Consider the following 20,785-nt stretch of genomic DNA (forward strand, 5'->3'; position numbering starts at 1 on the left):
CCGAAGGGGGTGTTCCTCATGTTGTCCGGTCGTAGGTATCGGCTTGAACTGTCAGGCGATCAGGCCGAGTTGTGTGAGACGTTCGGCAGTATCTGCCGCAGTGTGTGGAATACCGCGCTGGAGCAGCGCAGGGAGTACCGGCGGCGCGGGGCGTGGATGAACTACGTGCCGCAGGCCGCGGAGCTTGCCGAGGCGAAGCGGGAGTTCCCGTGGCTGGCGGATGCGCCGTCACACGTGTTGCAGCAGACTTTGCGCGATCTGGACCGGGCGTGCCGTGAGTACGGGACGTTCAGGGTCCGGTGGCGCTCGCAGCGGCGCTGGTCGCCGTCGTTCCGCTTCCCTGCCGGGAACCTGATTACGGTGGAGCGGCTCGGCCGCAAGTGGGGCCGGGCGAAGCTCCCGAAGCTCGGATGGGTGCGGTTTCGCTGGTCACGTCCGATCGGCGGTGAGGTCCGGTCGGCGACCGTCACCCGGCAGGGACGGCACTGGTTCGTCTCGTTCCTGGTAGAGGACGGCAAGACCACGCCCGAGCAGCACGCCATGCCGTCCACGGCCGTCGGGATCGACCGGGGCGTGAAGATCGCTGCGACCACCAGCGAAGGTCGTTTCCATGACCGGCCGTTCGCCACACCTGGTGAGATGGCTCGGTTGCGCCGGTTGCAGCAGAAGCAGGCCCGACAGAAGAAGGGCAGCCGGCGCCGCAAGCAGACGATCACGGCGATCAACGCCATCACCGGCCGCGTCCGCAACCGGCGCGCGGACTTCTGCGCCTGGACCGCGAACCGCATCACCACCCGTGCCGCGCTGGTCGTCCTGGAAGACCTGCGGATCAGGAACATGACCGCTTCCGCGTCCGGGACCCCGGCCGAGCCAGGCCGCAATGTCGTGCAGAAAGCCGGCCTCAACCGGGCCATCCTGGACAAGGGATGGCACCTGCTCGAACTCGCACTCCGTAACGCCGGCCGTCACACGGGCAGCAACGTGGTGCTGGTCAACCCCGCGTATACCTCCCAGGCGTGCAACGTGTGCAAGCACGTGGACCCGAAGAACCGCGAGAGCCAAGCGATCTTCGAGTGCACCGCTTGCGGACACATCGACCACGCCGACGTGAACGCAGCGAAGAACATCAAGGCCGCCGGGCAGGCGGTCTCAGGGCGTGGAGACCTCGGGGCTACCCGGTCCGTGAAGCGCCAACCACCGGCCAGCCGCACCCGAACGGGGCGCAGCCCCCGCGCGGCACGCGCGGCCGGAATCCCCGTCCCTTGAGGGCGGGGAGGAAGTCAACCAGCAGCGGGTGCACCGCGCCCGCCACCTGCTGGAGACCAGCGACCTGCCCGTCGACCGGATCGCCACGGAGATCGGCTTAGCCACGGGAGCGTCGCTGCGCCAGCACCTGCACGCGGCGATCGGGGTCACGCCGCAGGCCTACCGCAACACCTTCCGGGCCCACGGCGGGGCGCCGGGCGCGCTCGCGTCACCGGAAACGCCCCAAAATCACCCGATCGAGTGAAGATCGAGATATGGCCCAGAGGGACTGACGCACTGTCACCGATGATGCATCCGGAACAGGCCGTTCGGCGCTCCGACGCATTCGGCGCGGCAGGGCCGCGACCGGCGTCCGGGCGAACCGCCCCGGCCCCGGCCGGGCGAGCGGCGGCCACCGCACGCATCGTGTTGCAAGCGAGGGGATTTCACCGTGAGTGAGCTGGTCAACGCCTCCGACCCGGGCACCGACGTCAACGGCAAGACATGGGGCAAGGGCGCGACCGAGAAGACCTACCAGGCCAACGGCTTCGACCCCGCGAAGGAGGACGGCAAGCTGTCCCGCACCCCGCACCGGGCGGCCAAGACGGTCTTCAACACCTACCGGGGCGGCAACGGCCTGACCCTGTCCGGGTACATCGCCTCCGACGCCGCCTACGACTCCCGCTACGGCAACGGCCCCGGCGACACCAACGTCGACTACAGCCGCGGCGGGCAGGGCGCCGACATCACCCGCATCCCCGCCGACGCCTTCGACGAACTCGTCCTCGGCGGCGCCGGCATCATCGGCGACCAGGGCGCGTGGAAGGACCGGATCGCCAACGCGGCCCGCGACTTCCAGGTGCCCGACCAGAACGGCCGGGTCACCTTCACCGACGGCTGGGGCGACGTCCTCGCCTCCGTCGGCTTCGGCTTCGACGGCTTCCTCAACGACGACGCCGCCGCCAACTTCACCCAGGACAAGGCCCACGGCCTGCTCGGCGCCGTCGCCGGCCTGAAGAAGAGGAACCCGGGCCTGAAGGTCGGACTCAACGTCGGCGGCTGGGAGTTGAGCCAGGCCTTCCACCACATCGCCAAGGACGCCGCCGCCCGGGAGGCGTTCGCCGACTCCCTCGCCCGGATCTTCGCCGCCTTCCCCATGTTCACCGCCCTCCACCTCGACTGGCAGTACCCCGGCGCCCCGGGCGCCGACGCCAACGAGTACGGCGACGAGGACCCCGCGAACTACGCCCAGCTCATCCGCGCCGTCCGCGAGAAGCTCCCCGACGCCACCATCGCCATCACCGCCCCCGTAGCCGTCGACACGCTCCGGGCCATGAACATCCCGCTGCTCGTCGACGCGGGCGCACAGCGTATCGACCTCCTCGCCTTCGACACCTTCGGCACCCCCTGGGCCCCCGCCCTGGGCCACCACACCGCGCTGCGCCACAACCCCCGTGCCGACGGGCAGCACAGCGCGGACGCCGCGGTGACGTACCTGGTCGAGGACCTGGGGATCGCCCCGGGCGTCATCCACCTCGCCTACGCCACCCACACCCGCAACGCCCAGCGGGCGAGCGTCAGCTCGATCTCGCCGCTGAGGGGCGTCTACGACGCGTACGCCGACAGCACGGTCGGCACGTTCGAGTCGGGCAAGGGCGAGCTGGCGGACGTGCTGCGCAACTACCTCGACCTGGAGGGCGGCAAGGGCCGCAACGGCTTCACCCTGTACACCGACGCCCATGCCGACGCCGACTTCCTCTACAACCAGGACAGCGGCGTGTTCATCTCGCTGGACACCCCGCGCAGCGTGAGGGCCAAGGCCGAGTACGCGCGCGCCAAGAAGCTCGGCGGCCTGTACGCCTACCGGGCCGACGGCGACACCGGCCTGCTCGCCAACGCCGCGCGCGAGGGCCTGGGCCACACCGCGACCGCCACCGTCGTCGACATGAAGCCGCTCTACGTCACCGGCAGGAACTGACCGCCGCCCGGCGCGAGATGGAGCCGGGCCGCCCCCGGAAGCGGGGATCAGGTGCGCGCGGTGGCGCGCAGCCGCAGGCCGGCGGTCGTGAGGCCTTCGTAGGTGGTGACCTGGTAGCCGGGCTGTGGTCCGGGCGGCTCGCTCAGGTGGTAGCGGCGGGCGGTCTGCGCGGTCAGGAGGGTGAGCATCGCCATGGCCAGGGCGGCTCCCTCGCAGCCGTGCGCCCCGGTGCCGAAGGAGAGGAAGACCCCGGGGCTCGCCGGCGAGCCCGGATCACCGGGGTCGTCGGGATCGCCCGGGTCGTCGAGCCAGCGTTCGGGCTGGAACCGGTCCGGGTCGGGGTGTTGCCGTGCGTCGCGGTGGGCGGTGTAGGGGCAGACGAGGACGGTGGAGCCGGCGTCGATGGTGTAGCCGGCGAGCTGGCTCCGTCGTGCGGCGTGGCGGGTCAGCAGCCAGCTCGGGGGGTGCAGCCGGAGCACCTCGCGCACCACGGCGCGGGTGTAGGGCAGGCGCTCCAGGTGGGCGCTGGTGGTGGCGGCGGCTTCCGCGGGCAGCGCGGCGGCCTCGGCGGCGATCCGGTCCGCGGCCCGCGGGTACAGGGCCAGGTGGAGCAGGACCCAGCCGGCCGCCCGCGACGGCGTCTCGAAGGTGGCGACGGTGATCCCGGGGAGGGTGTCGAGGATGACCCTTTCCGGCAGCAGGCCGTAGCGGGGGGAGGGCCGCAGCATCTGCCCCAGCACGTCGTCACCGAGCCGGCCCGAGGAGCGGCGCCGGCGCACGACGGGCCGCAGCGCGTCGGTGAAGGCGGCCTGCCGGCGGGTGCGGAAGCGCCGCGCGGGTGTGGGGACCCAGCGCGGCCACACCCAGCGCGTGGGGCGCACCAGCACCTCCCGGGCCTCGAAGAGCCCGGAGGCGAAGGGCAGCAGGGCGGGGGTGTCCTCGGAGAAGAGGTAGCGCACGCCGGTCTCCGCCAGGGCGCGGCGGATGGGGGGCAGGACCTCGACGTCCCGGCCGGTGGGCCACTGGTCGACGAAGCGGGCGGTGTCGGCCGCTATCTCGCCGATCCGGGCCGCGACCGCCTGCGGGCGCAGCCCGCGCATGCGGGCGGCGTGGGCGTGCGCGCGCTCCTCGGGCGTCGTCGCCGCGCCCGGCCGCTTGAGCGGGGGGAAGAGCGGGGAGGGCGGCTTGGGGAAGTCCCTGCCGCGGTGCAGGACCGCTTCGCACGGTTCGGCCGTGGCGGCCACGTAGACGCCCGGTTCCAGCTGCCAGAGGTCGCCGCACTCCTCGGCGCCGCGGCGTGCCAGGGCCAGCCGGTCGCGGCTCCACGCCGCGAAGCCCGCTCCGGGCGGCCGCGGCGGCTCGTTCACTGGGCTCATGGGATCGCCCCTGACGCTCGTACCTGTCCGGGCCGGCGGCGTCGGCAGCACGGCCGGGGCCGAGAGCCGGCGGGCGCCCGGGGGCTCCCGCCGGCGGTGCGGTCAGCTCCAGTCGTGTTCGCCGTACGCACCGTAGTGGCGGGTGAAGGACAGCTTGCGGAGCAGCTTGGCGATCATGATGCACTCCTCTCGCCTGGCTTCGGCACCAAGCGCGTGCCGTATTGCAATTTTTTCACATATGCCATATGCGGCACTTTCTGAGCGGTGGTCGTTTGGTATGCGGAAGGTCATGAGAAGGTAATGCCAGGGGTGGTGAAGCCGGGCTACGACCGTTGCGGTCGCGCGATCGGTGCGCGCGGCGCACGCTGGGGGAGGAGTCCGTTGGGGGCCGCCGCCCGGGCGGTGATCCGGGTCGGGGCCTCAGGGGCCGGGAGTTCGGCGGGCTCCGCCGTCCATGTCAGTGCCACCTCCAGGGAGAGACCATGACTGCCAACGCTCCCGAACCGCTTCCCCCGTCCGTCGCCGAGCTGATCAAGCGGATCAACAACGACCCGGTCACCCGGCTCCGGCTGGTCGCCCGCTTCACGGACGCGCTCGTCGAGCTGGGCGTGAGGCCCGAGGAGGTCAAGCTGGTGTCGAAGCTCGACGTCATCGAACCGGCCCCGGACGAGGCGGGCGGCCCCGTGAACGCGCTCGTCTTCGCCTCCCAGAGCGACACCCGGCGCAACACCAGGTCGATCATCATCTTCTGAGCGCCTCCAGATCCTCTGCGCACACTCAGCGCTCCTTCAGCGCCCCTTCAGCCCCGGAGGCCCCGATGACGAGGACACACGTGCGTTCCTGGGAGTACCGCGACGGGGGCGTCGTCTCGATCAACGACGGTGAGACGGTGGTGCGGGTCCACCCCAACGTCCCGTACTGGGCGATCGCCGCGAACATGGCGTGCGGCGCCGACCTGAAGAGCGGGCCGGCGAGGATCTTCGCGCTCTCGGTCACCGACCGGTGCAACATCGCCTGCGACTTCTGCTGCCACCCGTACCTGGACTCCGCGTTGAGCGAACAGGACTGCGTCCGGATGGTCCAGGAGGCCTGTGAGCTGCCGTTCGACGAGATCTGCGTGACCGGCGGCGAGCCGTACACGCGCCGGCGGCTGGTGTACCGGCTGGCCTCGATCTGCAAGGAGCGCGGCCGGCTGTTCGGCTCCATCACCAACGGCTTCTGGGCGCGCAACCGGGAGCGGGCCTTCCTGATCGCCGAGAACATGATCGAGCACGGCGTCGCACGGGTGACCTTCTCCTGGGACCCCTCGCACGGGGAGTTCGTCGCCCCCCAGACCGTCCAGAACGGGATCGACGCGTGCATGCGGGCAGGCCTTCGGGTCTGCCTGACCGGCAGCTTCAAGGAGGACGGGGACTGCCACGCGAACTACGGCATCGACGTCTCCGCCTACGAGCAGTACGCCAACTTCAGCCTGGTCGCCGGGCACGCCGAACCGGCCGGCCGGGGCAAGGACCTCGACCTGCGCCTGCGCACGGTGTCGCCGGACGCGGCGCAGAACCTCATCTGCCCGGGCCGCGGCGTCCAGGAACTGGTGGTCTACGCGCGCGACGGCCTGGCGCAGCCGTGCTGCAGCATCTACGCCGGCTACGACATGCCCCAGCTGCGGATCGGCGACTGGCGGCGCCAGAGCGTCGCCGACCTGCTGGACGCGCAGGAGGGCGACGCCTACTTCCGGGTCATCGCCGACGGAGGGTTCCGGCTCCTCTACGAGATCCTCGCCGAGCGCGCCCCCGACCTCGCCGCCCGGCTGCCCGACCCCCGGGACGCGCTGTCCGCCTGCCAGCTCTGCGAGTCGGTCATGACCGGCCCGGACGCGGCGACGATCCGGCGGATCTGCGACGAGTACCTGACGGAGCGCCTGAACGCGGTCGTCCTGGACAACGCGCAGCTGCTCGCGGCGCTGCTGCCGGACGTCCTGGCGCAGCCCCCCGAGGCCCGCACCCCGGCGTGACGCGTCTCCCCTTCGAGTGGGCGAACCCGCAGGCGAGTTGACGAAGAACCGGCATGGCCGTCCGGCTGCCCTCACCGATGGCCAGGTCGATGAACGCCCCTGCGTCACGCTGCTGTTGATCCGCAGCGGACTCCAGAGGCTAACGTCGACCCGTCGGCCCACCGGGCCATCGGAACAGGGGAGAACATGAGCATCTGGTTTGTCACCGGCGCGTCGCGGGGGTTCGGCGCGGAGATCACCCGCGAGGCACTGGAGCGGGGGCACAGCGTCATCGCCACGGCGAGGGACGTCTCGGCGCTGCTCGACGCGCACCCGCACAAGGCGGACGCGCTGCTGGCGGTGACCGCGGACGTGACCGAACCCGAGCAGCTGGAGGCCGCCGTCCGGGCCGGACTGGACCGCTTCGGCCGCATCGACGTCGTGGTCAACAACGCCGGCTACGGCATCGTCGGCGCGATCGAGGAGGTCTCCGACCAGGCCGCCCGCGCGCAGTTCGACGTCAACGTGTTCGGCGTCCTCAACACCCTGCGCGCGACCCTGCCGACCCTGCGCGCCCAGCGGTCCGGCCACGTCCTGACCATCGGCTCCATGGCCGGCTTCGCCACCGCACCGGCGATGGGCCTGTACGGCGCCTCGAAGTTCGCCCTCGAAGGCATCACCGAAGCCCTGCACGGCGAACTCGCCCCCCTCGGCATCCGCGTCACCATCATCCAGCCGGGCAGCTTCCGCACGAACTTCCTCACCGACGCCAGCCTGCGCGTCGAGCCGGCCACCATCGCCGACTACACCGAAGGCGCGGGACCGGTGCGCGAGGCCATGGCCACCAAGGACGGCCGCCAGCCCGGCGACCCGGCCAAGGCCGCCAAGGCCATCGTCGACATCACCGAGACCGCCGAACCCCCGCTGCGCCTCCAACTGGGCGCGGACGCGGTCGAGCGCGTCGAGGCGAAGCTGGACCGGGTGCGGCGCGAACTCGACCAGTGGCGCCACGTGGCGCTGTCCACCGCCCTCTGACCTCTGACCTGTGACGGGGCGGGCGGGTCGCCCGGGTGCGCGTGCGGTCAGCCGCCGGCCCGGGCGGCCACCGGGTCCGTGACGCCGCCGGGCGAGGCCTCGCCGCCGACGTTCCAGTGGTCGAGGCGGGCGGCGGAGCGGTAGACGGACTCGTAGAAGCCGAGGACCGTGCCGCGGGGGTCCTCGCTGCCACGGGCGTCGTCGTAGTCCAGGACGGCCAGGTGGCTGCCGTGGCGCTCCATCCAGCGGGCGGAGCCGGGCACGAGCGGGCAGTCGGCCAGGCCGTCGGGCTCGGGCGCCGCGTAGGAGTAGAACGTCGGCCGGGGGACGGCGTCGTCGCCGAACCAGAACCCGGAGCTGATGACCTCGCGGGAGTAGGCCTCGCGGGTGACTGGGTCGACGGTCGGGGGCTGGTCGACCTTGTGGTCGGAGAAGCGGGTGACGGCGATGTCGAAGGTGTGCCAGAAGTGGTGCACCGGGCTGGTCTTCCCGCAGAAGCGGGAGGCGAACTCCTCCAGGACCAGGTTGACCTGGCCCAGCACCTGCCAGTAGCGGTTGACCCAGAACGGGTCGTAGGCGGCGTGCTCGGTGTCGTCGGTGAACGGCCGGCCGGCGTCCGGCAGGTCGAACGGGTGCGGGTGGGGGAGGGAGACCGTCACGCCGATCAGGGCGAGGGCGTCGAGCGTCTGGCGGTAGAACGACGCCACGGACTGCCCGGTGAGCGGGAAGGAGATCCTGCGGCCGTCCGAGGAGCAGACCACCAGCCGGTGGTCGACGAAGTCGAAGTCGATGCAGAACGTCCCGCCCCCGTCGGCCACGGCCATCGGGCGGGTGGTGATGCCGCGCCCGGTGAGGTGGTAGGGGACGTTCCACCAGTGGTTGCGCCGCGCGCTGTACGCCAGGCGGATCTTGCCGACGACCTGGGCGAACCGGTGCACCGTCTCCTTGGAGTCCTGCCACTGCGACAGCGGGATCGGGGGGAACAGCTCCATGCCGGCAACGCTAGGCCCGCCGGGGCGCCCCCGCATCCGCGCCCGGCCCCCGCACCCGGGCCTCGCGCACGCGCCGCGCCCCCTCCGGAGCCGGCCGTGTCGGGCCGGATCCGGAGGGGGCGCCGTGGAGCGGGCTCGGGTTCTAGCGGACGTCGAGCGCGGCCCAGGTGTCGCAGCCTTCCTTGCCGTCGGGCTTGCCGTGGCAGTGGTGCCTGATGTCCACCGGGACGATGGCCTTGGCGGGCTCGCTGGTGACCTGCTTGCCCTGCGGGTCGGTTCCCGTGGCCGTCGCCACGTTGGTGACCGTGCAGTGCCTGTCGTGGTCGCCGCCGCCGCGGTTGTCCTTGCCCGTCCTGCACGCGATGGCGTCGGTGTACGTGATCGTGTAGGTGCCGTGGCAGACGGTGCTGGCACCGGGGGCGAGGGTGGTCGCGTCACAGGTGACGTCGGCGACCCGGTCGTCGGTGACGGTGATGCCGGTCAGCGGGGTGCTGCCGGTGTTGGTGACGGTGTAGGTGTACTCGATCTTGCTCCCGATGGTGAACGGGCCGCTGGAGAGCACTCGCTTCTTCAGGGTGAGGTGGGGCGCTCCGACCGGCAGGGTCAGCCGGGTCGTCGGGGAGGTGATCGTCACGCCGTTCGCGACGCCGCTGGCCGTGGCGGTGTTGGTCACGGAGCCCGCCGCGCCGTCGGCCGCGGTGATGACGTAGGTGCCGGTGCAGGTGGTGGTGGAACCGGGGCTGCCCGACGGCGCCAGCGTGGTCGACTGGCAGCTGATGCCGGTGACGTGGTCGTCGGCCACCGCGACGCCGGTCAGCTCCACGGTGCCCGTGTTGCGGACGGTGTAGGAGTAGGTGACCGTCTGCCCCACGGAGTAGGGGGCGGGTGTCACCACCGACTTGTCCACCTCGATGCCGGTCACGGCCACCGGGGTGATGCACAGCGTGACCTGGCCGGTGGAGGTGCCGTCCACCGGGTCGGAGACCTGCACGGTGATCGTGTAGGTGCCGGCCACGGTCGGGGTGCCGGTGATGGTGCCGTCCGCGTTCAGCGTCAGCCCCGGCGGCATCGGCCCGGTGACCAGGCTCCAGGTCAGTTGCGGCGAGGGGTTCTCGGTCGTCGCGTGCAGGGTGGCGCTGTACGGCTGGTCGACCGGCGCGCAGGGGATCGTGGTGGTGGTGATGCAGGGCGGCTGGGTGATGTTCTCCAGGTTCTCGTTCCAGCCGGCGAAGGTGTTGCAGATCAGCTTCGTGGTCGGCGCGGAGGCGTCGTCGACGCTGACCCCGATGCCGAACGGGTCCTGGAAGCCGGGGCGGTCGGGGGCGCCGCGGCCGATCGCGTTGTAGGACACGGTGACGTTCTGGGAGCTGACGATCGCGATGCCGACGTCCGTCCCGGCGCCGGTGAAGGTGTTGCGGGTGATGGTCAAGGGGTCGGCGTCGGCGACCAGCAGCGCCGTGGAGACGTTCGTGGCCGTCCCGAAGGCGGTGCCGTACACGGTGTTGTCGGCGAAGGTTCCGCTGGACGGGCCGGGCAGCGAGGGGGAGCCGTACTGGACGCTGTTCTGCGCGAGGCGGCCCGGATTGGGGACGGTCAGGTCCGGCGGGCCGAAGGTGCTGCCGCCGACGTCCACTGTGGCCTTGCCCATCACCAGCAGGCCGGTGCGCTGGTAGTCGGAGACGGTGACGTCGGCCATCGTGACGGTCTGCTGTACGGCGGCGGAGCGGATCAGGATGCCGTGCACGGTCAGGCAGTCCGAGTGCTGGGTGATGTCCAGGACCCGCACGTCGCTCATCGAGCCGCTCGCGTCGGTGAACTGCACACCGACCGTCGGGTTCGCGTTGTCGCAGTGGAAGGCGAAGCCGGTGCCGCGCACGGTGAGGTCGTTGAGGTTCATCGTCGCCCCGGCGTTGGTGAGCACCGGGCCGTGGAAGAAGTCGCTCGCCCCGGAATTGGCGTCGTGCGCGGTGATCGTGTGCCCGGCCCCGTCCAGGGTGAAGCCGTTCGGGACGGTCAGCGTCACCGTCGTGTCGCAGTCCGCGCTCAGCGTGAAGATGCTCCCGCTGACGGTGCCCGCGCAGGCGGTGGTGATGTCGGGGTCCTTGCCGGCGGCGCTGGACGCCGGCGTTCCTAGTGCCAGCTGGCCGCTCAGCATGGCGGCGGCCAGGAGAACACTGGCAGCTTTCATCGAATCCTCCGAATAGCATGTTGACGAACAATCGGAAGATTTCATTCGATGTCACGCTGGCTGAACCCCGTAGCGACACGCCGCCGATGCCCTGGACAACGCCTCGTTTTTCAGCTATATGGCCGTCACTGAGAAGCGGTGGCCCGGTCGTTCAGTCGCCCTTGGGAACCGCGCCCCGGGCGCGCTTCTGCTGGCGCCACAGCCGCTGGGACTCGGCGGGGGTGCGGAGCCTGACGCCCCGCTCGCGGAACCGGGTCTCCAGCCAGACGGTGGAGCGGTGCAGCTCCCGGCACAGGTCCGAGAGGGACGTTCCGCGGTTGTAGCGGTCGATCAGGTCGGCAAACTCCTTCTCGGACAGGGGGCGGGCCTCGGCGGCCATCGACTCGACCTTCGGCGGGCCGCCGCACTTGATGGACCAGATCCTGGTGCGGACGGACGGGGCGTCGTCGCGGAACGTCGCCTGGGTGAAGTGGATGACGCCGGTGGCGGGGTCGGTGACGTGGTGCAGGTCGATGAGGATGCCGGTCCGTCCGCTGGGGCCGCCCCGGTAACGTCCGCCCAGGGGTGGGATGTTGAGGTCGCCCACGCATCCGCCCAGGTCCCGCCTGGTGCAGCCGCACGTTCCTGTGGGCGCCCTGTCGGCTGCTGATGCCATGCTCGGGCTCTTCTCGTGGAAGGGGGCCCCTCCCCGGGCGGTGGTGCCCGGGGAGGGGCCTTGGGGTGGTCTTCGGTTCAGTTGACCGGGACGGGGACGCCCCGGACGAGGAGGGGGAGGCCGGCTCCTACAGGCCGCGCCCGGACATGAGGTCCGGCAGTTCCGGCAGGTGTTCGGCCCGGCGCTGGAGGAGGTGGACCTTTGCCTCGGGAAGATCGGCCACCCGCAGCAGCTGCCAGCCCTGGTCCCGCTGGTAGTAGCGCGACAACTGCTCCTGGGCGGTGCCGCGACGCACCCACCGGACGCCCTCGGTGGCGGCGCGGTCGAGGGCCCACCAGGCGAGCAGGCGTCCGAGGCGATACGGGTTCGGCCGGGTGAAGCTGGTCGTGAGGAAGAGGCTGGGCTCGCCGCGTTCCTCGTCCGTGAAGCCCCACGGCGGGAGGGCGTTCTCGCGCGTGATCGTCGTGCAGCCGACGACGCCGCGCTCCCGGTGTTCCAGCACCCACACGAGGATGTCGGGATTCGCGGCCTGGGCCCCGAATTCGTCGGCGGCCGCCTCGCACTCGCCGAGCCCGCGTTCCGACAACCAACGGGACCGCTCGCGGACCATGTCGGCGATCGCGGCAACATCCGCCCCGGTCGCCGCGCGCATCTGAAATACCGGCGTCTCCTTTCCTGCATGACGGTTCCACGGCGTGCCGGAGCCTGTGGGGGGCGTGGGGAGCTGGGACGCCGCCGGCCCGCTCAGGTGAGCGGGCCGGTGGTCTCGATCAGCTGCCGACGGGGACGGGGACGCCGCTCACGAGGAGGGGGAGGCCGGCGCCGTGCTCCCAGGCGTCCCAGGCGTCCTGGACGCGCCGGTACTGGTCGGGCGCCATCGCGTCGTGCAGCTTGGACTGGGGCATCCAGTGGAGGGCGCGGATCTCCTCCGGGGGCTGGTGGTGGCGGACCGCATCGGCCTGCTGGGGCGTCACGACGCCGCCCGCGTAGACGAAGTTGAGGCCCTCGGGGAACTTGGCCGCCGGGACGTAGTCGATCGTGAGGATGGTGCGGAGGGGGAGGACGAGCCCGGTCTCGGTCTCCAGGTGCCGGCGGGCCGCGAGGTGGGGGAGTTCGTCCTGCTCGGCGCTGCCGCCGGGCAGGGTCAGGCCGTCCTTGTAGACGGGGTCGGCGAGGAGGACGAAGAACTCGCCCGAGCCTCCGGGGTCTTCCCGCAGGGCGAAGATCTGCTGGCCCGAGCGCCGGACGGGGGGCTTGGCCATGAGGCGGGTGCTGATGCTCAACTCTGCTCCAGGTACGAGGGATTGGTGATGGGTCGCTCCCTGCCGGAGGGGGACGTCGGCGGGGAGCTTGTCAGTGCGGGGGAGTGGCCTCGGCGCTGCCGCTGCGGTTACCCGTCGAGCCGGCGGCGGCGCGCGTTGCCGCAGGTGCCGGGCGCGATCTCCTTCGGGTCGAGGGAGCGGACCATGCCCGGGTCGACCCGCCACTCGGGCCCGGTCGCCCCGAGGGGCCGGAGAACCGCCTTGTTGAACAAGGACTCCACGAAGACGCCTTCGCGGGGCTCGCCGTCCTCCAGGAGGCTGAAGTCCTGCACCACCTCGTGGAGTTGGAAGTGGATGGGGGGTCTCTGGGTGTCAGGCATGGGGGTCTCCGTGAGGGATGCCGCAGGGGTGTGGTCAGCACTTCGCCAGCGGACGACTTCGGTCCGTGACCGTCTGACTACCAGGGTGGCTCAGCTTCCTCTAGGATCGGAAGAGTTTCAAATCTCTAGTCCGTCTGATTTTAAAGAAGGCGATCTTGGTTCGTCGCACACTTGATCCAACGTCATCTCCATTGGAAGCACTTGCAGTTCAAATCAGCAGGTCGCGCCAGGCCAAAGGGATGACACAGATCGAGCTTGGCAAACGAGTCGGGTACTCCAACGTCTACATCTCGAACGTGGAGCGAGCCAAACAAGCTCCGTCTTTAAAGTTCGTAGAACGCGTGGACGCCGCCCTCGACGCTGGTGGTGCTCTGACGGGGCTTTGGTGGAGTTGGAAGAACGGCGCTTTGTTGCCCGGGTTCTCCGAGTACCTTCGCCGTGAACGCGAAGCAATCGCAGCCAGACTGTTCGACACGGACATGGTGTCGGGCATACTTCAGCACCCGGACTACAGTGCCGCTTACGAAGCTGGCATCGTCCGACGTGGGGAAGCGACTCGGGAGCAAGCCGACGGGCGGCTCGACTTGCTGGCCCAACGTCAACTCATCCTCGACAGGGGCGCGACGATCCATGCTGTTCTGGATGAAGGCGCCCTGCGCCGGCCGATCGGTGGTCGGGAAGTCATGGCCACGCAGCTCTCTCACTTGGAGAGTCTCAGTGGGCGCCCGAATGTGATCATCCAGGTCGCCCCGTACCGCCTTGCTGAGGATCGGCCGCTGTCGCACCCCGTCACGCTCTTGACCCTCCCAAATCGGACTCTGGTCGGATACACGGAGACGCTTCAACGGGGATACCTGGAACAAGATGCCGGGACGGTGGCCCGGTGGGTCGATAGATACGATCGACTCCAGGTCGACGCGCTCAGCCAGCCGGACAGTTTGGCCATGATCCGGGAGGCACGGAAGGAACTGGACCATGTATGACCCAAGTGGCGCCAAGTGGCGCAAGAGCACCTACAGCAATGGCGGGGGCGGCTGCATCGAGGTAGACGACGCATGCCCGGGCAGGGTCCGTGACTCCAAGGACCCTCAGGGCCCGGCCCTGGCCTTTCCTGCCGAGGCCTGGAAGTCGTTCGTTACCGCCGTCCGTAGTGGCGAGTTCGGCGACGTCTGAGCCGAAGCCCGGGGTCGGCCCCAGAGGGCACGTGCAACCGCTCGAGTTCGGCTGAACGCTCGGCTGGGGTTTCCCAGCCGAGCGTTTCGCGCTTCGGGGCACCGTGCGCGCAGAGATCAGATGGCATGCATCGCCAGGCAACGGCGGAGCCGTGGGCGCGTACATGCTGAGACCGAAACGTCAGGACCACCTCGACAACCTCCGGGCGGGAGCCCTCGTGTCGTCCGGCAGCGCCGGTCGCTTGTCCTCCTGCTCCGGAGCCGTGGTCGATCGAGTCCTGTACAGGCAACCCCTTGAGAGGACCACCGTGTTCAACAGGACTCGCTCCGCGCTGCTTTCGGTCGCGGCCGCCACCGCGATCCTCGTGCCCCTCGCCGGCACGGCCTCCGCGACGCCCACCCCGGCGGTCGGCCCGGCCCAGCTCTCGTCCGTGAGCCGCGCGGTGACGCAGCAGCAGAACTGGCCGATCATCGACTGGGACATCACGAACATCACCGGCGGGCGGGGCGAGCACGCCACCCGCTACTGGAACCTGATCGACACGATCCACCGGGTAACCTACGGGGACGCCACCAACACCGAGAACGGCGGGCTCGTCCAGCAGACCACCCGCAACACCAATCAGCTGATCCAGGTCCGCGTGAGGAACGAGGGCAGCGACCTCGTCTCCATCTACATCTGGGCCGACAGCCTCTACGTCGCGGGCTTCTACTCCCCTGGCGCCAACGTGCACTGGGCCTTCCGGGACGGCCGCGAGCAGCAGTTCCAGAACATCCTGGGCGTGAGGCCGCAGCTCATGCCGCGAAACGGCAGCTACGCCAGCCTCACCGGAGGAAGCACCCGGGAGAACCTCTACCTCGGCTCCACCAACATCTTCAACGCGATGTGGGACCTGCACAACATGGGGCAGTGGGACGCGACGCGCGCCGACCGGGGCATGCTGATGGCCATCACCATCTTCTCGGAAGCCGCCCGGTTCGGGCCGATCTTCAACCGCATCTACGGCAACATCAACGGCTTCACCAACTACCAGTTGAGCCGTGACTACGCCGAGCTGGAGAACCAGTGGGGCGCCCTCTCCCGGGCCGCGCACAACTGGCAGCACGGCCAGCCGGCTACGGTGCGGGTGATCGGGAACAACGTCACGAGCTTCCTGCGCCTGCGGCAGGTCGTCGGCTACGTGGAGCTCCACGGTTCGGAAGCCCTGCTGTAGTTCCTTCCCGCCCCGAAGGCCAGGGCTGGTCCCGGAGGGCACGTGCAACACGAGAGTTCGACCGAACGCTCGGCTGGGGTTGCCCAGCCGAGCGTTTCCGCGTGAGCAGGGGAGGGCGCGGAAGGGCGGCGAACGTCCGCCCGTCACAAAGCTGTTGATCTAGAGCGCACTCCAGGGGCTAGCGTCGGCCCGTCGGCCCGTCGGGCCATCGGAACAGGGGAGAATATGAGCATCTGGTTCGTCACCGGCGCGTCGCGGGGGTTCGGCGCGGAGATCACCCGTGAGGCGCTGGACCGGGGACACAGCGTGATCGCCACGGCGAGGGACGCCTCGGCCGTCCTCAAGGCCTACCCGCACACGCCGAACGAACTGCTCGCGGTGAACGCGGACGTGACCGACCCGCAGCAGCTGGAGGCCGCCGTCCAGGCCGGGCTGGACCGGTTCGGCCGCATCGACGTCGTGGTCAACAACGCCGGGTACGGCGTCGTCGGCGCGATCGAGGAGATCCCCGACGAAGCCGCCCGGGCGCAGTTCGACGTCAACGTGTTCGGCGTGCTCAACACGCTGCGCGCCACGCTGCCGACCCTGCGCGCCCAGCGCTCCGGCCACGTGCTCAACATCGGCTCCGTGGCCGGCTTCTCCACCGCCCCGGGGGCGGGCCTGTACGGCGCGTCGAAGTTCGCCCTCGAAGGCATCACCGAAGCCCTGCACGGCGAACTCGCCCCCCTCGGCATCCGCGTCACCATCGTCGAACCGGGCGGCTTCCGCACGGACTTCCTCGCCGACTCCAGCCTCCAGGTCGAGCCGGCCACCATCGCCGACTACACCGAAAGCACGGGACCGGCGCGCGAAGCAATCGCCCACAACGACGGCCACCAGCCCGGCGACCCGGCCAAGGCCGCCAAGGCCATCGTCGACATCACCGAGACCGCCGAACCCCCGCTGCGCCTCCAGCTGGGCGCGGACGCGGTCGAGCGTATCGAGGCGAAGCTGGACCTGGTGCGGCGCGAACTCGACCAGTGGCGCCACGTGGCGCTCTCCACCGCTCTCTGACCTCGCGGACGCGAACCCGGAGTCGGCCGTTCCTCCCCTCGCGGCACAGGAATCTTGGCTGGTAGGGGAGTTGCGGGTTTCGATCGCCCTGGAACCGTGGAGGCCTTCCTCGGCGGGTCCGGCGATGGGCGGCCCCGTCCTTGTCAATCGTTTGTCTACTGGCACGGCCGAGCCTTCGGAGCAGGACGACCGCACGTCCGGTGCGGTCCGAGAGCGAGAGGAACATCCGATGGCAAAGCGGAAGGCTCTGATCACCTCTGCCCTGGCCGCGGCGGGCGTCGCCGCGCTGTTCGCGACGGCCGCCCCGGCCGGCGCGGCCACCGGCCACCGCGACGCGGTGGCGCAGCCGATGACCGCGGCGCGCAGCACGCAGGTCTCGGTCGTCAACTGGACGGGCTGCGAACTGCGCCTGGTGAACTCCTGGCTGGACCACGGCGTCTGGTCGGACGGCCTGGCTCCGGTGGCCGTCATGAGCGACGGGTCGACGGGGCGCTGGCAGTCCGAGAGCAACGGCTTCCTCACCGGCACCGAGGGCCACGTCATCTACGACGCGGAGAACTGTCAGAACGGCGCGCTCAACGGCAAGCGCGTCCAGCTCCACTGGGCCAACCCGTACGCCGGCAGCAACAGCTACGACACCGCCGGTTCCGACCCGATGTTCCGCTTCGCGATGAACGGCGGCGGCGGCAACAACGCCGCCGTGTACTGGACGGTCATGGGTTCCTGACCGACGGCCGGCCGGTCCCGCTCCACCGCCGCGCCCCGGGGCCCCGGGGCGCGGCGGGCGGCGAGTTCGGCGAAGTTTGAGTTCGGCCGGACGCCCGGCTGGGGGTTCCCGGCCGGGCGTCCGGTCGTCGAGGGCCCCGGAACCGAGCGGTCAGTCGATGTCCAGCTCCCTCCTTCGAGCTAATTCGCCGATGCGGCGGAACCTGTCGCGGAAACGCCTCCCACGCGATCGACCAGACTGGTGGGCACGTCAAAGGCGGCAAGAGACAAGGACCGTTGCGAACATGCCCGGATGGACGTCGGCAATGCACCGCCCGATCCGCAGGAGGGCGCTCGCCGTGACCGGCTGCCTGGCGCTGCTGGCGCTCACCACTCCGGTGGCAACCGCGCAGGCCGGCGCGCGCCACCGCACTGCGGTCCCCGCACCCCTCGCGCGACTCCTGAAGGCGAAGAGGAGCGCCTGGTACGCCCCCTTCTACCTCGTCCAGGCCGACTCGGGCCGGGGGGCGACCTTCGAGGCCTACGACAACTGGGACTACGTGCTCCTGACGAACCAGCCGGGCAACGGCACTCGCATCGAGGTCTCGCTGGACGGCAACGGGGACTTCACGTTCGAGTTCACGAGCTCCACCTGGGCCGGCTACCGGACCTGGTGCCTCTCCGGAAACGACATCAGGCTCGACGAGAGCAGCTGCCGCACGCGGTGGGACATCGAGGACGCGGGAGAGGGCCTGTACTACGTCAAGGTCGTGGGCACCAAGCGGTATGTCAAGACCACCACGGTGCCCGACAGGGAGCGCTGGCTGCTGGCCGCGGGCGAACTCCGTGAACCCGGCGAGGAGTTCGTCAAGTTCCGGGTCGTCAACGTCTGAACACGCTCGGCTGGGACTTCCCAGCCGGGCGCTCACCGGCCGCCGCCGTGAGTCACCGGGCGGTCAGTGCGTCGGCGGCGTGGCGCATGTCGGCGAGGGCGGACGCCAGCCGGGCGGAGCCGACGGTGGTGGCGAGCGCGGTGGCCCGGGCGGCGTGGTGGTCGGCTTCGGTGCGCTCCCCCTGCCGGTAGAGCACGGTGGCCAGGCGCGTGGTGGCCATCGCCCGTACCCGGGCCTGGGCGGTGTCGGCCTCCGCGGCCCGGCGCAGGTTGGCGACGACCTGGGGGTTGTCGCGGCCGGCGGCGACGGACAGCAGGTAGAGCGCGAAGCCGGTGTCGCTGCCGACCTTGGCGGCAGTGATCGTGGCCGTCCAAGCCGGTCCCGAGGCGAGATCGGTGACGCGCTCGTAGGTGCGCTCGGCGGCCAGCAGGTGCCGGGTCGCCTGCCGCTCGTCACCGCTCAGGGCGTGGGCCTGAGCGGTGACGGTGGCGAGCATCGCCCGCGCCGCTGCGGGCAGACGCCCGTCCGCCTGCCCGGCCAGTTGCAGGGCCGCATCGGGGCGGCGCAGGGGTGGGCAGGCGTCGTGAACCCCGCAGGCCCGGGCCGCGTGTCGCGGTCCGGGCCTGCGGTTGTCGCCGAAGGGGCCTCACGCTCTACCGCTGCCGGGTCCTGCGCAGCCCGAGGTCGGACACCTCGCCCAGGTGGCCGAGCTTGTCGGGGTTGGCCACCGCGTGGATCTCGCGGACCGTGCCGTCGGCGGCGAAGTCGAGCGCGACCACGTTGAGCACCCGCCCCTCGCCGTCGTACGCGACCACGCCGGGGCGGCCGTTGACCCGGGCCGGCACCAGGCTGGCGCCGAGGACGGCGATCCGGCGCAGACCGCTGACGAGCAGTTGGGCGACCTGGCGCGGGTTGTCGACCGAGCGGCCGATGGCCTGTGCCTTGCCGCCGCCGTCGCCGTGCAGGACGACGTCGGGGGCGAGCATGCCGAGCAGTTCTTCGAGGTCTCCGCCCGCGGCGACCTCGAAGAAGCGGCGGGCGAGCTCGTCGCCCTCCGCGCGCCGAGTCGGCGGCAACGGGGCGTCCGCGCCGAGCGCGAGGCGCTTCCTGGCCCGGGTGAGGATCTGACGGCAGTTCGCCTCGGACTTGCCGGTCAGCTCCGCGACCTCCGGGTAGCCGTATCCCAAGGCCTCGCGCAGGACGAACACCGCGCGCTCGACGGGGGAGAGCGCCTCGAGCATCACCAGGAAGGCCATCGACAGCGCGTCGGTCAGCTCGGCGTGCTCGGCCGGGCCGTCGGGGCGGTCGGCGAAGGCGACGACCGGTTCGGGCAGCCACTGGCCGACGTAGGTCTCGCGCCGCACCCGCGCCGAGTCGAGGTGGTTGATGCCGAGCCGGGTGACCGAGGTGGTCAGGTACGCCTTCAGGTTGGTGATCGCGGTGCCGGAGCGCCGGGCGCGGGTGAGGTTGAGGAAGGTGTCCTGGACGAGGTCCTCGGCGTCGCCCACCGAACCCGTCATGCCGTAGGCGATGGAGAACAGCAGCGGCCGGTACCCGACCGCGTCCGCCGCACCCGCCGATCCCGCCATGGAACCCCTCCTCTTCCGCGCCCACCCCGCCAGGGGGTGTCGCGCGTCACATCCCGTGCCTGTCACAACCTGACCGGGCGCCCTGTCCTAGAGGGCGCCAGTGAACAAGCCAGTAGTGGACAACGTACCGAGGAGCACGCCGTGGAAGCCCGCCTGAACCCCTTCGCCAGCCCCGTCATGGGCAAGGTCTTCAAGCACCTGATCGCCGCCAACCAGGTCCTGCTGGAGTCCACGCTGCCGGTCGCCACCCAGGAGCTGGTCAAGCTGCGGGCCAGCCAGATCAACGGCTGCGGCCACTGCGTCGACATGCACTTCAAGGACGCCGTGCACGCCGGCGAGGAGGCGACCCGGCTGAACCTGGTGGCGGTGTGGCGCGAGGCCACCGTGTTCACCGAGGCCGAGCGGGCCGCCCTTGAGCTGGCTGAGGAGGGCACCCGGCTCGCCGACGCGGCCGGCCCGGTCGGCGACGAGGTGTGGGAGAGGGCCGCCGAACACTACGACGCCGAGCAACTCGCCGCCCTGGTGAGCCTGATCGCGGTGATCAACGCCTTCAACCGGGGCAACGTGATGACCCGCCAGCCCGCCGGCGGCTACCGGGCCGGACAGCGTCACACCCTCTGATCCGCCCGACCGTCCGACAAGGAGAACGCCGTGAACCTCGCGCTGTGGATCGTCACCGCACTGCTGGCCGCCGCCTACCTGCTCGGCGGCGCCTTCAAGATGGTCACTCCGAAGGAGAGGATCGCTGCCGCAGGACGCAGCGGGCGCTGGGTCGAGGACTTCAGCGCCGGCGGGGTGAAGGCGATCGGCGCCGTCGAGGTGCTGGCCGCGGTGGGGCTGGTCCTGCCCGCCGTACTCGACGTGGCGCCGGTGTTCGTGCCGCTGGCCGCACTCGGGCTGGTGCTGCTGATGGCCGGGGCTGCGGCGGTGCGCCTCCGGCGGCAGGAGTACCGGCTCGTCGCGGTGGACGTGCTCTACATCGTGCTGGCCGCGTTCGTGGCGTGGGGGCGCTTGGGGCCGTGGTCGTTCCTCCACTGACCGCCAACCGGGACGACCGC

Annotated in this window: 23 protein-coding genes and 1 pseudogene; 14 read left to right on the forward strand and 10 right to left on the reverse strand. The window is 70.8% G+C overall.

The window, feature by feature from the left end; all coding sequences use genetic code 11:
- The first annotated feature begins 18 nt into the window (after positions 1 to 18).
- From J0670_RS00210 to J0670_RS00220, 3 genes and pseudogenes are all read left to right on the forward strand, one after another.
- A complete protein-coding gene (locus J0670_RS00210) occupies positions 19 to 1,266 on the forward strand; it encodes an RNA-guided endonuclease TnpB family protein (RefSeq protein WP_207808420.1) in 1,248 nt (415 codons plus the stop codon).
- A 13-nt stretch (positions 1,267 to 1,279) separates the two neighbouring features.
- A pseudogene (locus J0670_RS00215) lies at positions 1,280 to 1,510 on the forward strand (helix-turn-helix domain-containing protein); the annotation flags it as partial.
- A 186-nt stretch (positions 1,511 to 1,696) separates the two neighbouring features.
- Positions 1,697 to 3,223: a glycosyl hydrolase family 18 protein gene (locus tag J0670_RS00220; protein WP_207808380.1), complete on the forward strand. Its 1,527-nt coding sequence runs from the start codon at positions 1,697 to 1,699 to the stop codon at positions 3,221 to 3,223.
- 47 nt (positions 3,224 to 3,270) lie between these two features.
- Here the strand turns inward: J0670_RS00220 and J0670_RS00225 are convergent, their stop codons facing one another.
- A complete protein-coding gene (locus J0670_RS00225; RefSeq protein ID WP_207808382.1) occupies positions 3,271 to 4,599 on the reverse strand; it encodes a cytochrome P450 in 1,329 nt (442 codons plus the stop codon).
- A gap of 102 nt (positions 4,600 to 4,701) precedes the next feature.
- The gene (locus J0670_RS00230; RefSeq protein WP_207808422.1) at positions 4,702 to 4,890 is read right to left on the reverse strand and encodes a hypothetical protein; all 189 of its coding nucleotides are present in this window, start codon (positions 4,888 to 4,890) and stop codon (positions 4,702 to 4,704) included.
- Positions 4,891 to 5,081: 191 nt separating this feature from the next.
- Here J0670_RS00230 and J0670_RS00235 point away from each other — a divergent pair, with 191 nt between their 5' ends.
- From J0670_RS00235 to J0670_RS00245, 3 genes are all read left to right on the forward strand, one after another.
- Positions 5,082 to 5,351, forward strand: a complete 270-nt coding sequence (locus J0670_RS00235) for a hypothetical protein (protein WP_207808384.1) — start codon at positions 5,082 to 5,084, stop codon at positions 5,349 to 5,351.
- A gap of 65 nt (positions 5,352 to 5,416) precedes the next feature.
- Positions 5,417 to 6,610 carry a radical SAM protein gene (locus J0670_RS00240; RefSeq protein WP_207808386.1) on the forward strand — a complete coding sequence of 398 codons (1,194 nt, stop codon included), beginning with the start codon at positions 5,417 to 5,419 and terminating at the stop codon, positions 6,608 to 6,610.
- A gap of 186 nt (positions 6,611 to 6,796) precedes the next feature.
- Complete coding sequence (locus tag J0670_RS00245; RefSeq protein ID WP_207808388.1) at positions 6,797 to 7,624, forward strand: oxidoreductase; 828 nt, start codon at positions 6,797 to 6,799, stop codon at positions 7,622 to 7,624.
- A gap of 47 nt (positions 7,625 to 7,671) precedes the next feature.
- Here the strand turns inward: J0670_RS00245 and J0670_RS00250 are convergent, their stop codons facing one another.
- The 6 genes from J0670_RS00250 to J0670_RS00275 form a co-directional block, all read right to left on the reverse strand.
- On the reverse strand, positions 7,672 to 8,616 hold the full coding sequence (locus tag J0670_RS00250) for a DUF5996 family protein (RefSeq protein ID WP_207808390.1): 945 nt from the start codon (positions 8,614 to 8,616) through the stop codon (positions 7,672 to 7,674).
- A 142-nt stretch (positions 8,617 to 8,758) separates the two neighbouring features.
- Complete coding sequence (locus J0670_RS00255) at positions 8,759 to 10,804, reverse strand: putative Ig domain-containing protein (protein WP_207808392.1); 2,046 nt, start codon at positions 10,802 to 10,804, stop codon at positions 8,759 to 8,761.
- Between the two features lie 151 nt (positions 10,805 to 10,955).
- Complete coding sequence (locus J0670_RS00260; protein WP_207808394.1) at positions 10,956 to 11,459, reverse strand: hypothetical protein; 504 nt, start codon at positions 11,457 to 11,459, stop codon at positions 10,956 to 10,958.
- Positions 11,460 to 11,586: 127 nt separating this feature from the next.
- Positions 11,587 to 12,111: a GNAT family N-acetyltransferase gene (locus tag J0670_RS00265; RefSeq protein ID WP_207808395.1), complete on the reverse strand. Its 525-nt coding sequence runs from the start codon at positions 12,109 to 12,111 to the stop codon at positions 11,587 to 11,589.
- A 118-nt stretch (positions 12,112 to 12,229) separates the two neighbouring features.
- A complete protein-coding gene (locus J0670_RS00270) occupies positions 12,230 to 12,742 on the reverse strand; it encodes an NUDIX domain-containing protein (RefSeq protein WP_207808396.1) in 513 nt (170 codons plus the stop codon).
- Between the two features lie 107 nt (positions 12,743 to 12,849).
- Positions 12,850 to 13,101, reverse strand: a complete 252-nt coding sequence (locus tag J0670_RS00275; protein WP_207808397.1) for a hypothetical protein — start codon at positions 13,099 to 13,101, stop codon at positions 12,850 to 12,852.
- 191 nt (positions 13,102 to 13,292) lie between these two features.
- Here J0670_RS00275 and J0670_RS00280 point away from each other — a divergent pair, with 191 nt between their 5' ends.
- The 6 genes from J0670_RS00280 (at position 13,293) to J0670_RS00305 (ending at position 18,138) form a co-directional block, all read left to right on the forward strand.
- A complete protein-coding gene (locus J0670_RS00280) occupies positions 13,293 to 14,084 on the forward strand; it encodes a helix-turn-helix transcriptional regulator (RefSeq protein ID WP_279382907.1) in 792 nt (263 codons plus the stop codon).
- Positions 14,077 to 14,274 (forward strand): DUF397 domain-containing protein, encoded by a 198-nt coding sequence (locus J0670_RS00285; RefSeq protein ID WP_207808399.1) that lies wholly within the window; start codon positions 14,077 to 14,079, stop codon positions 14,272 to 14,274. Before J0670_RS00280 ends, J0670_RS00285 begins: the two co-directional genes overlap by 8 nt.
- A 307-nt stretch (positions 14,275 to 14,581) precedes the next feature.
- Positions 14,582 to 15,487, forward strand: coding sequence for a ribosome-inactivating family protein (locus J0670_RS00290; protein WP_207808400.1), 906 nt, complete (start codon positions 14,582 to 14,584; stop codon positions 15,485 to 15,487).
- A 225-nt stretch (positions 15,488 to 15,712) separates the two neighbouring features.
- A complete protein-coding gene (locus J0670_RS00295; RefSeq protein WP_207808402.1) occupies positions 15,713 to 16,540 on the forward strand; it encodes an oxidoreductase in 828 nt (275 codons plus the stop codon).
- Positions 16,541 to 16,769: 229 nt separating this feature from the next.
- The gene (locus tag J0670_RS00300) at positions 16,770 to 17,267 is read left to right on the forward strand and encodes an aegerolysin family protein (protein ID WP_207808404.1); all 498 of its coding nucleotides are present in this window, start codon (positions 16,770 to 16,772) and stop codon (positions 17,265 to 17,267) included.
- Between the two features lie 304 nt (positions 17,268 to 17,571).
- Positions 17,572 to 18,138, forward strand: coding sequence for a hypothetical protein (locus J0670_RS00305; protein WP_207808406.1), 567 nt, complete (start codon positions 17,572 to 17,574; stop codon positions 18,136 to 18,138).
- A gap of 52 nt (positions 18,139 to 18,190) precedes the next feature.
- On the opposite strand, the gene J0670_RS00310 is transcribed toward J0670_RS00305, so the two are convergent.
- Together J0670_RS00310 and sigJ are read right to left on the reverse strand one after the other, a co-directional pair.
- Positions 18,191 to 18,634, reverse strand: a complete 444-nt coding sequence (locus tag J0670_RS00310) for a hypothetical protein (protein WP_207808408.1) — start codon at positions 18,632 to 18,634, stop codon at positions 18,191 to 18,193.
- 157 nt (positions 18,635 to 18,791) lie between these two features.
- Entirely contained in the window at positions 18,792 to 19,727 is a 936-nt protein-coding gene (gene sigJ, locus J0670_RS00315; protein WP_207808410.1) for an RNA polymerase sigma factor SigJ, read from the reverse strand.
- 141 nt (positions 19,728 to 19,868) lie between these two features.
- Between sigJ and J0670_RS00320 the strand changes: the two genes are divergently transcribed.
- Positions 19,869 to 20,348, forward strand: coding sequence for a carboxymuconolactone decarboxylase family protein (locus J0670_RS00320; protein ID WP_207808413.1), 480 nt, complete (start codon positions 19,869 to 19,871; stop codon positions 20,346 to 20,348).
- Positions 20,349 to 20,378: 30 nt separating this feature from the next.
- The gene (locus J0670_RS00325; protein WP_207808414.1) at positions 20,379 to 20,765 is read left to right on the forward strand and encodes a DoxX family protein; all 387 of its coding nucleotides are present in this window, start codon (positions 20,379 to 20,381) and stop codon (positions 20,763 to 20,765) included.
- Positions 20,766 to 20,785 lie beyond the last annotated feature (20 nt).

The organism is Streptomyces sp. FH025 (assembly GCF_017427025.1).
Lineage (GTDB): Bacteria > Actinomycetota > Actinomycetes > Streptomycetales > Streptomycetaceae > Kitasatospora.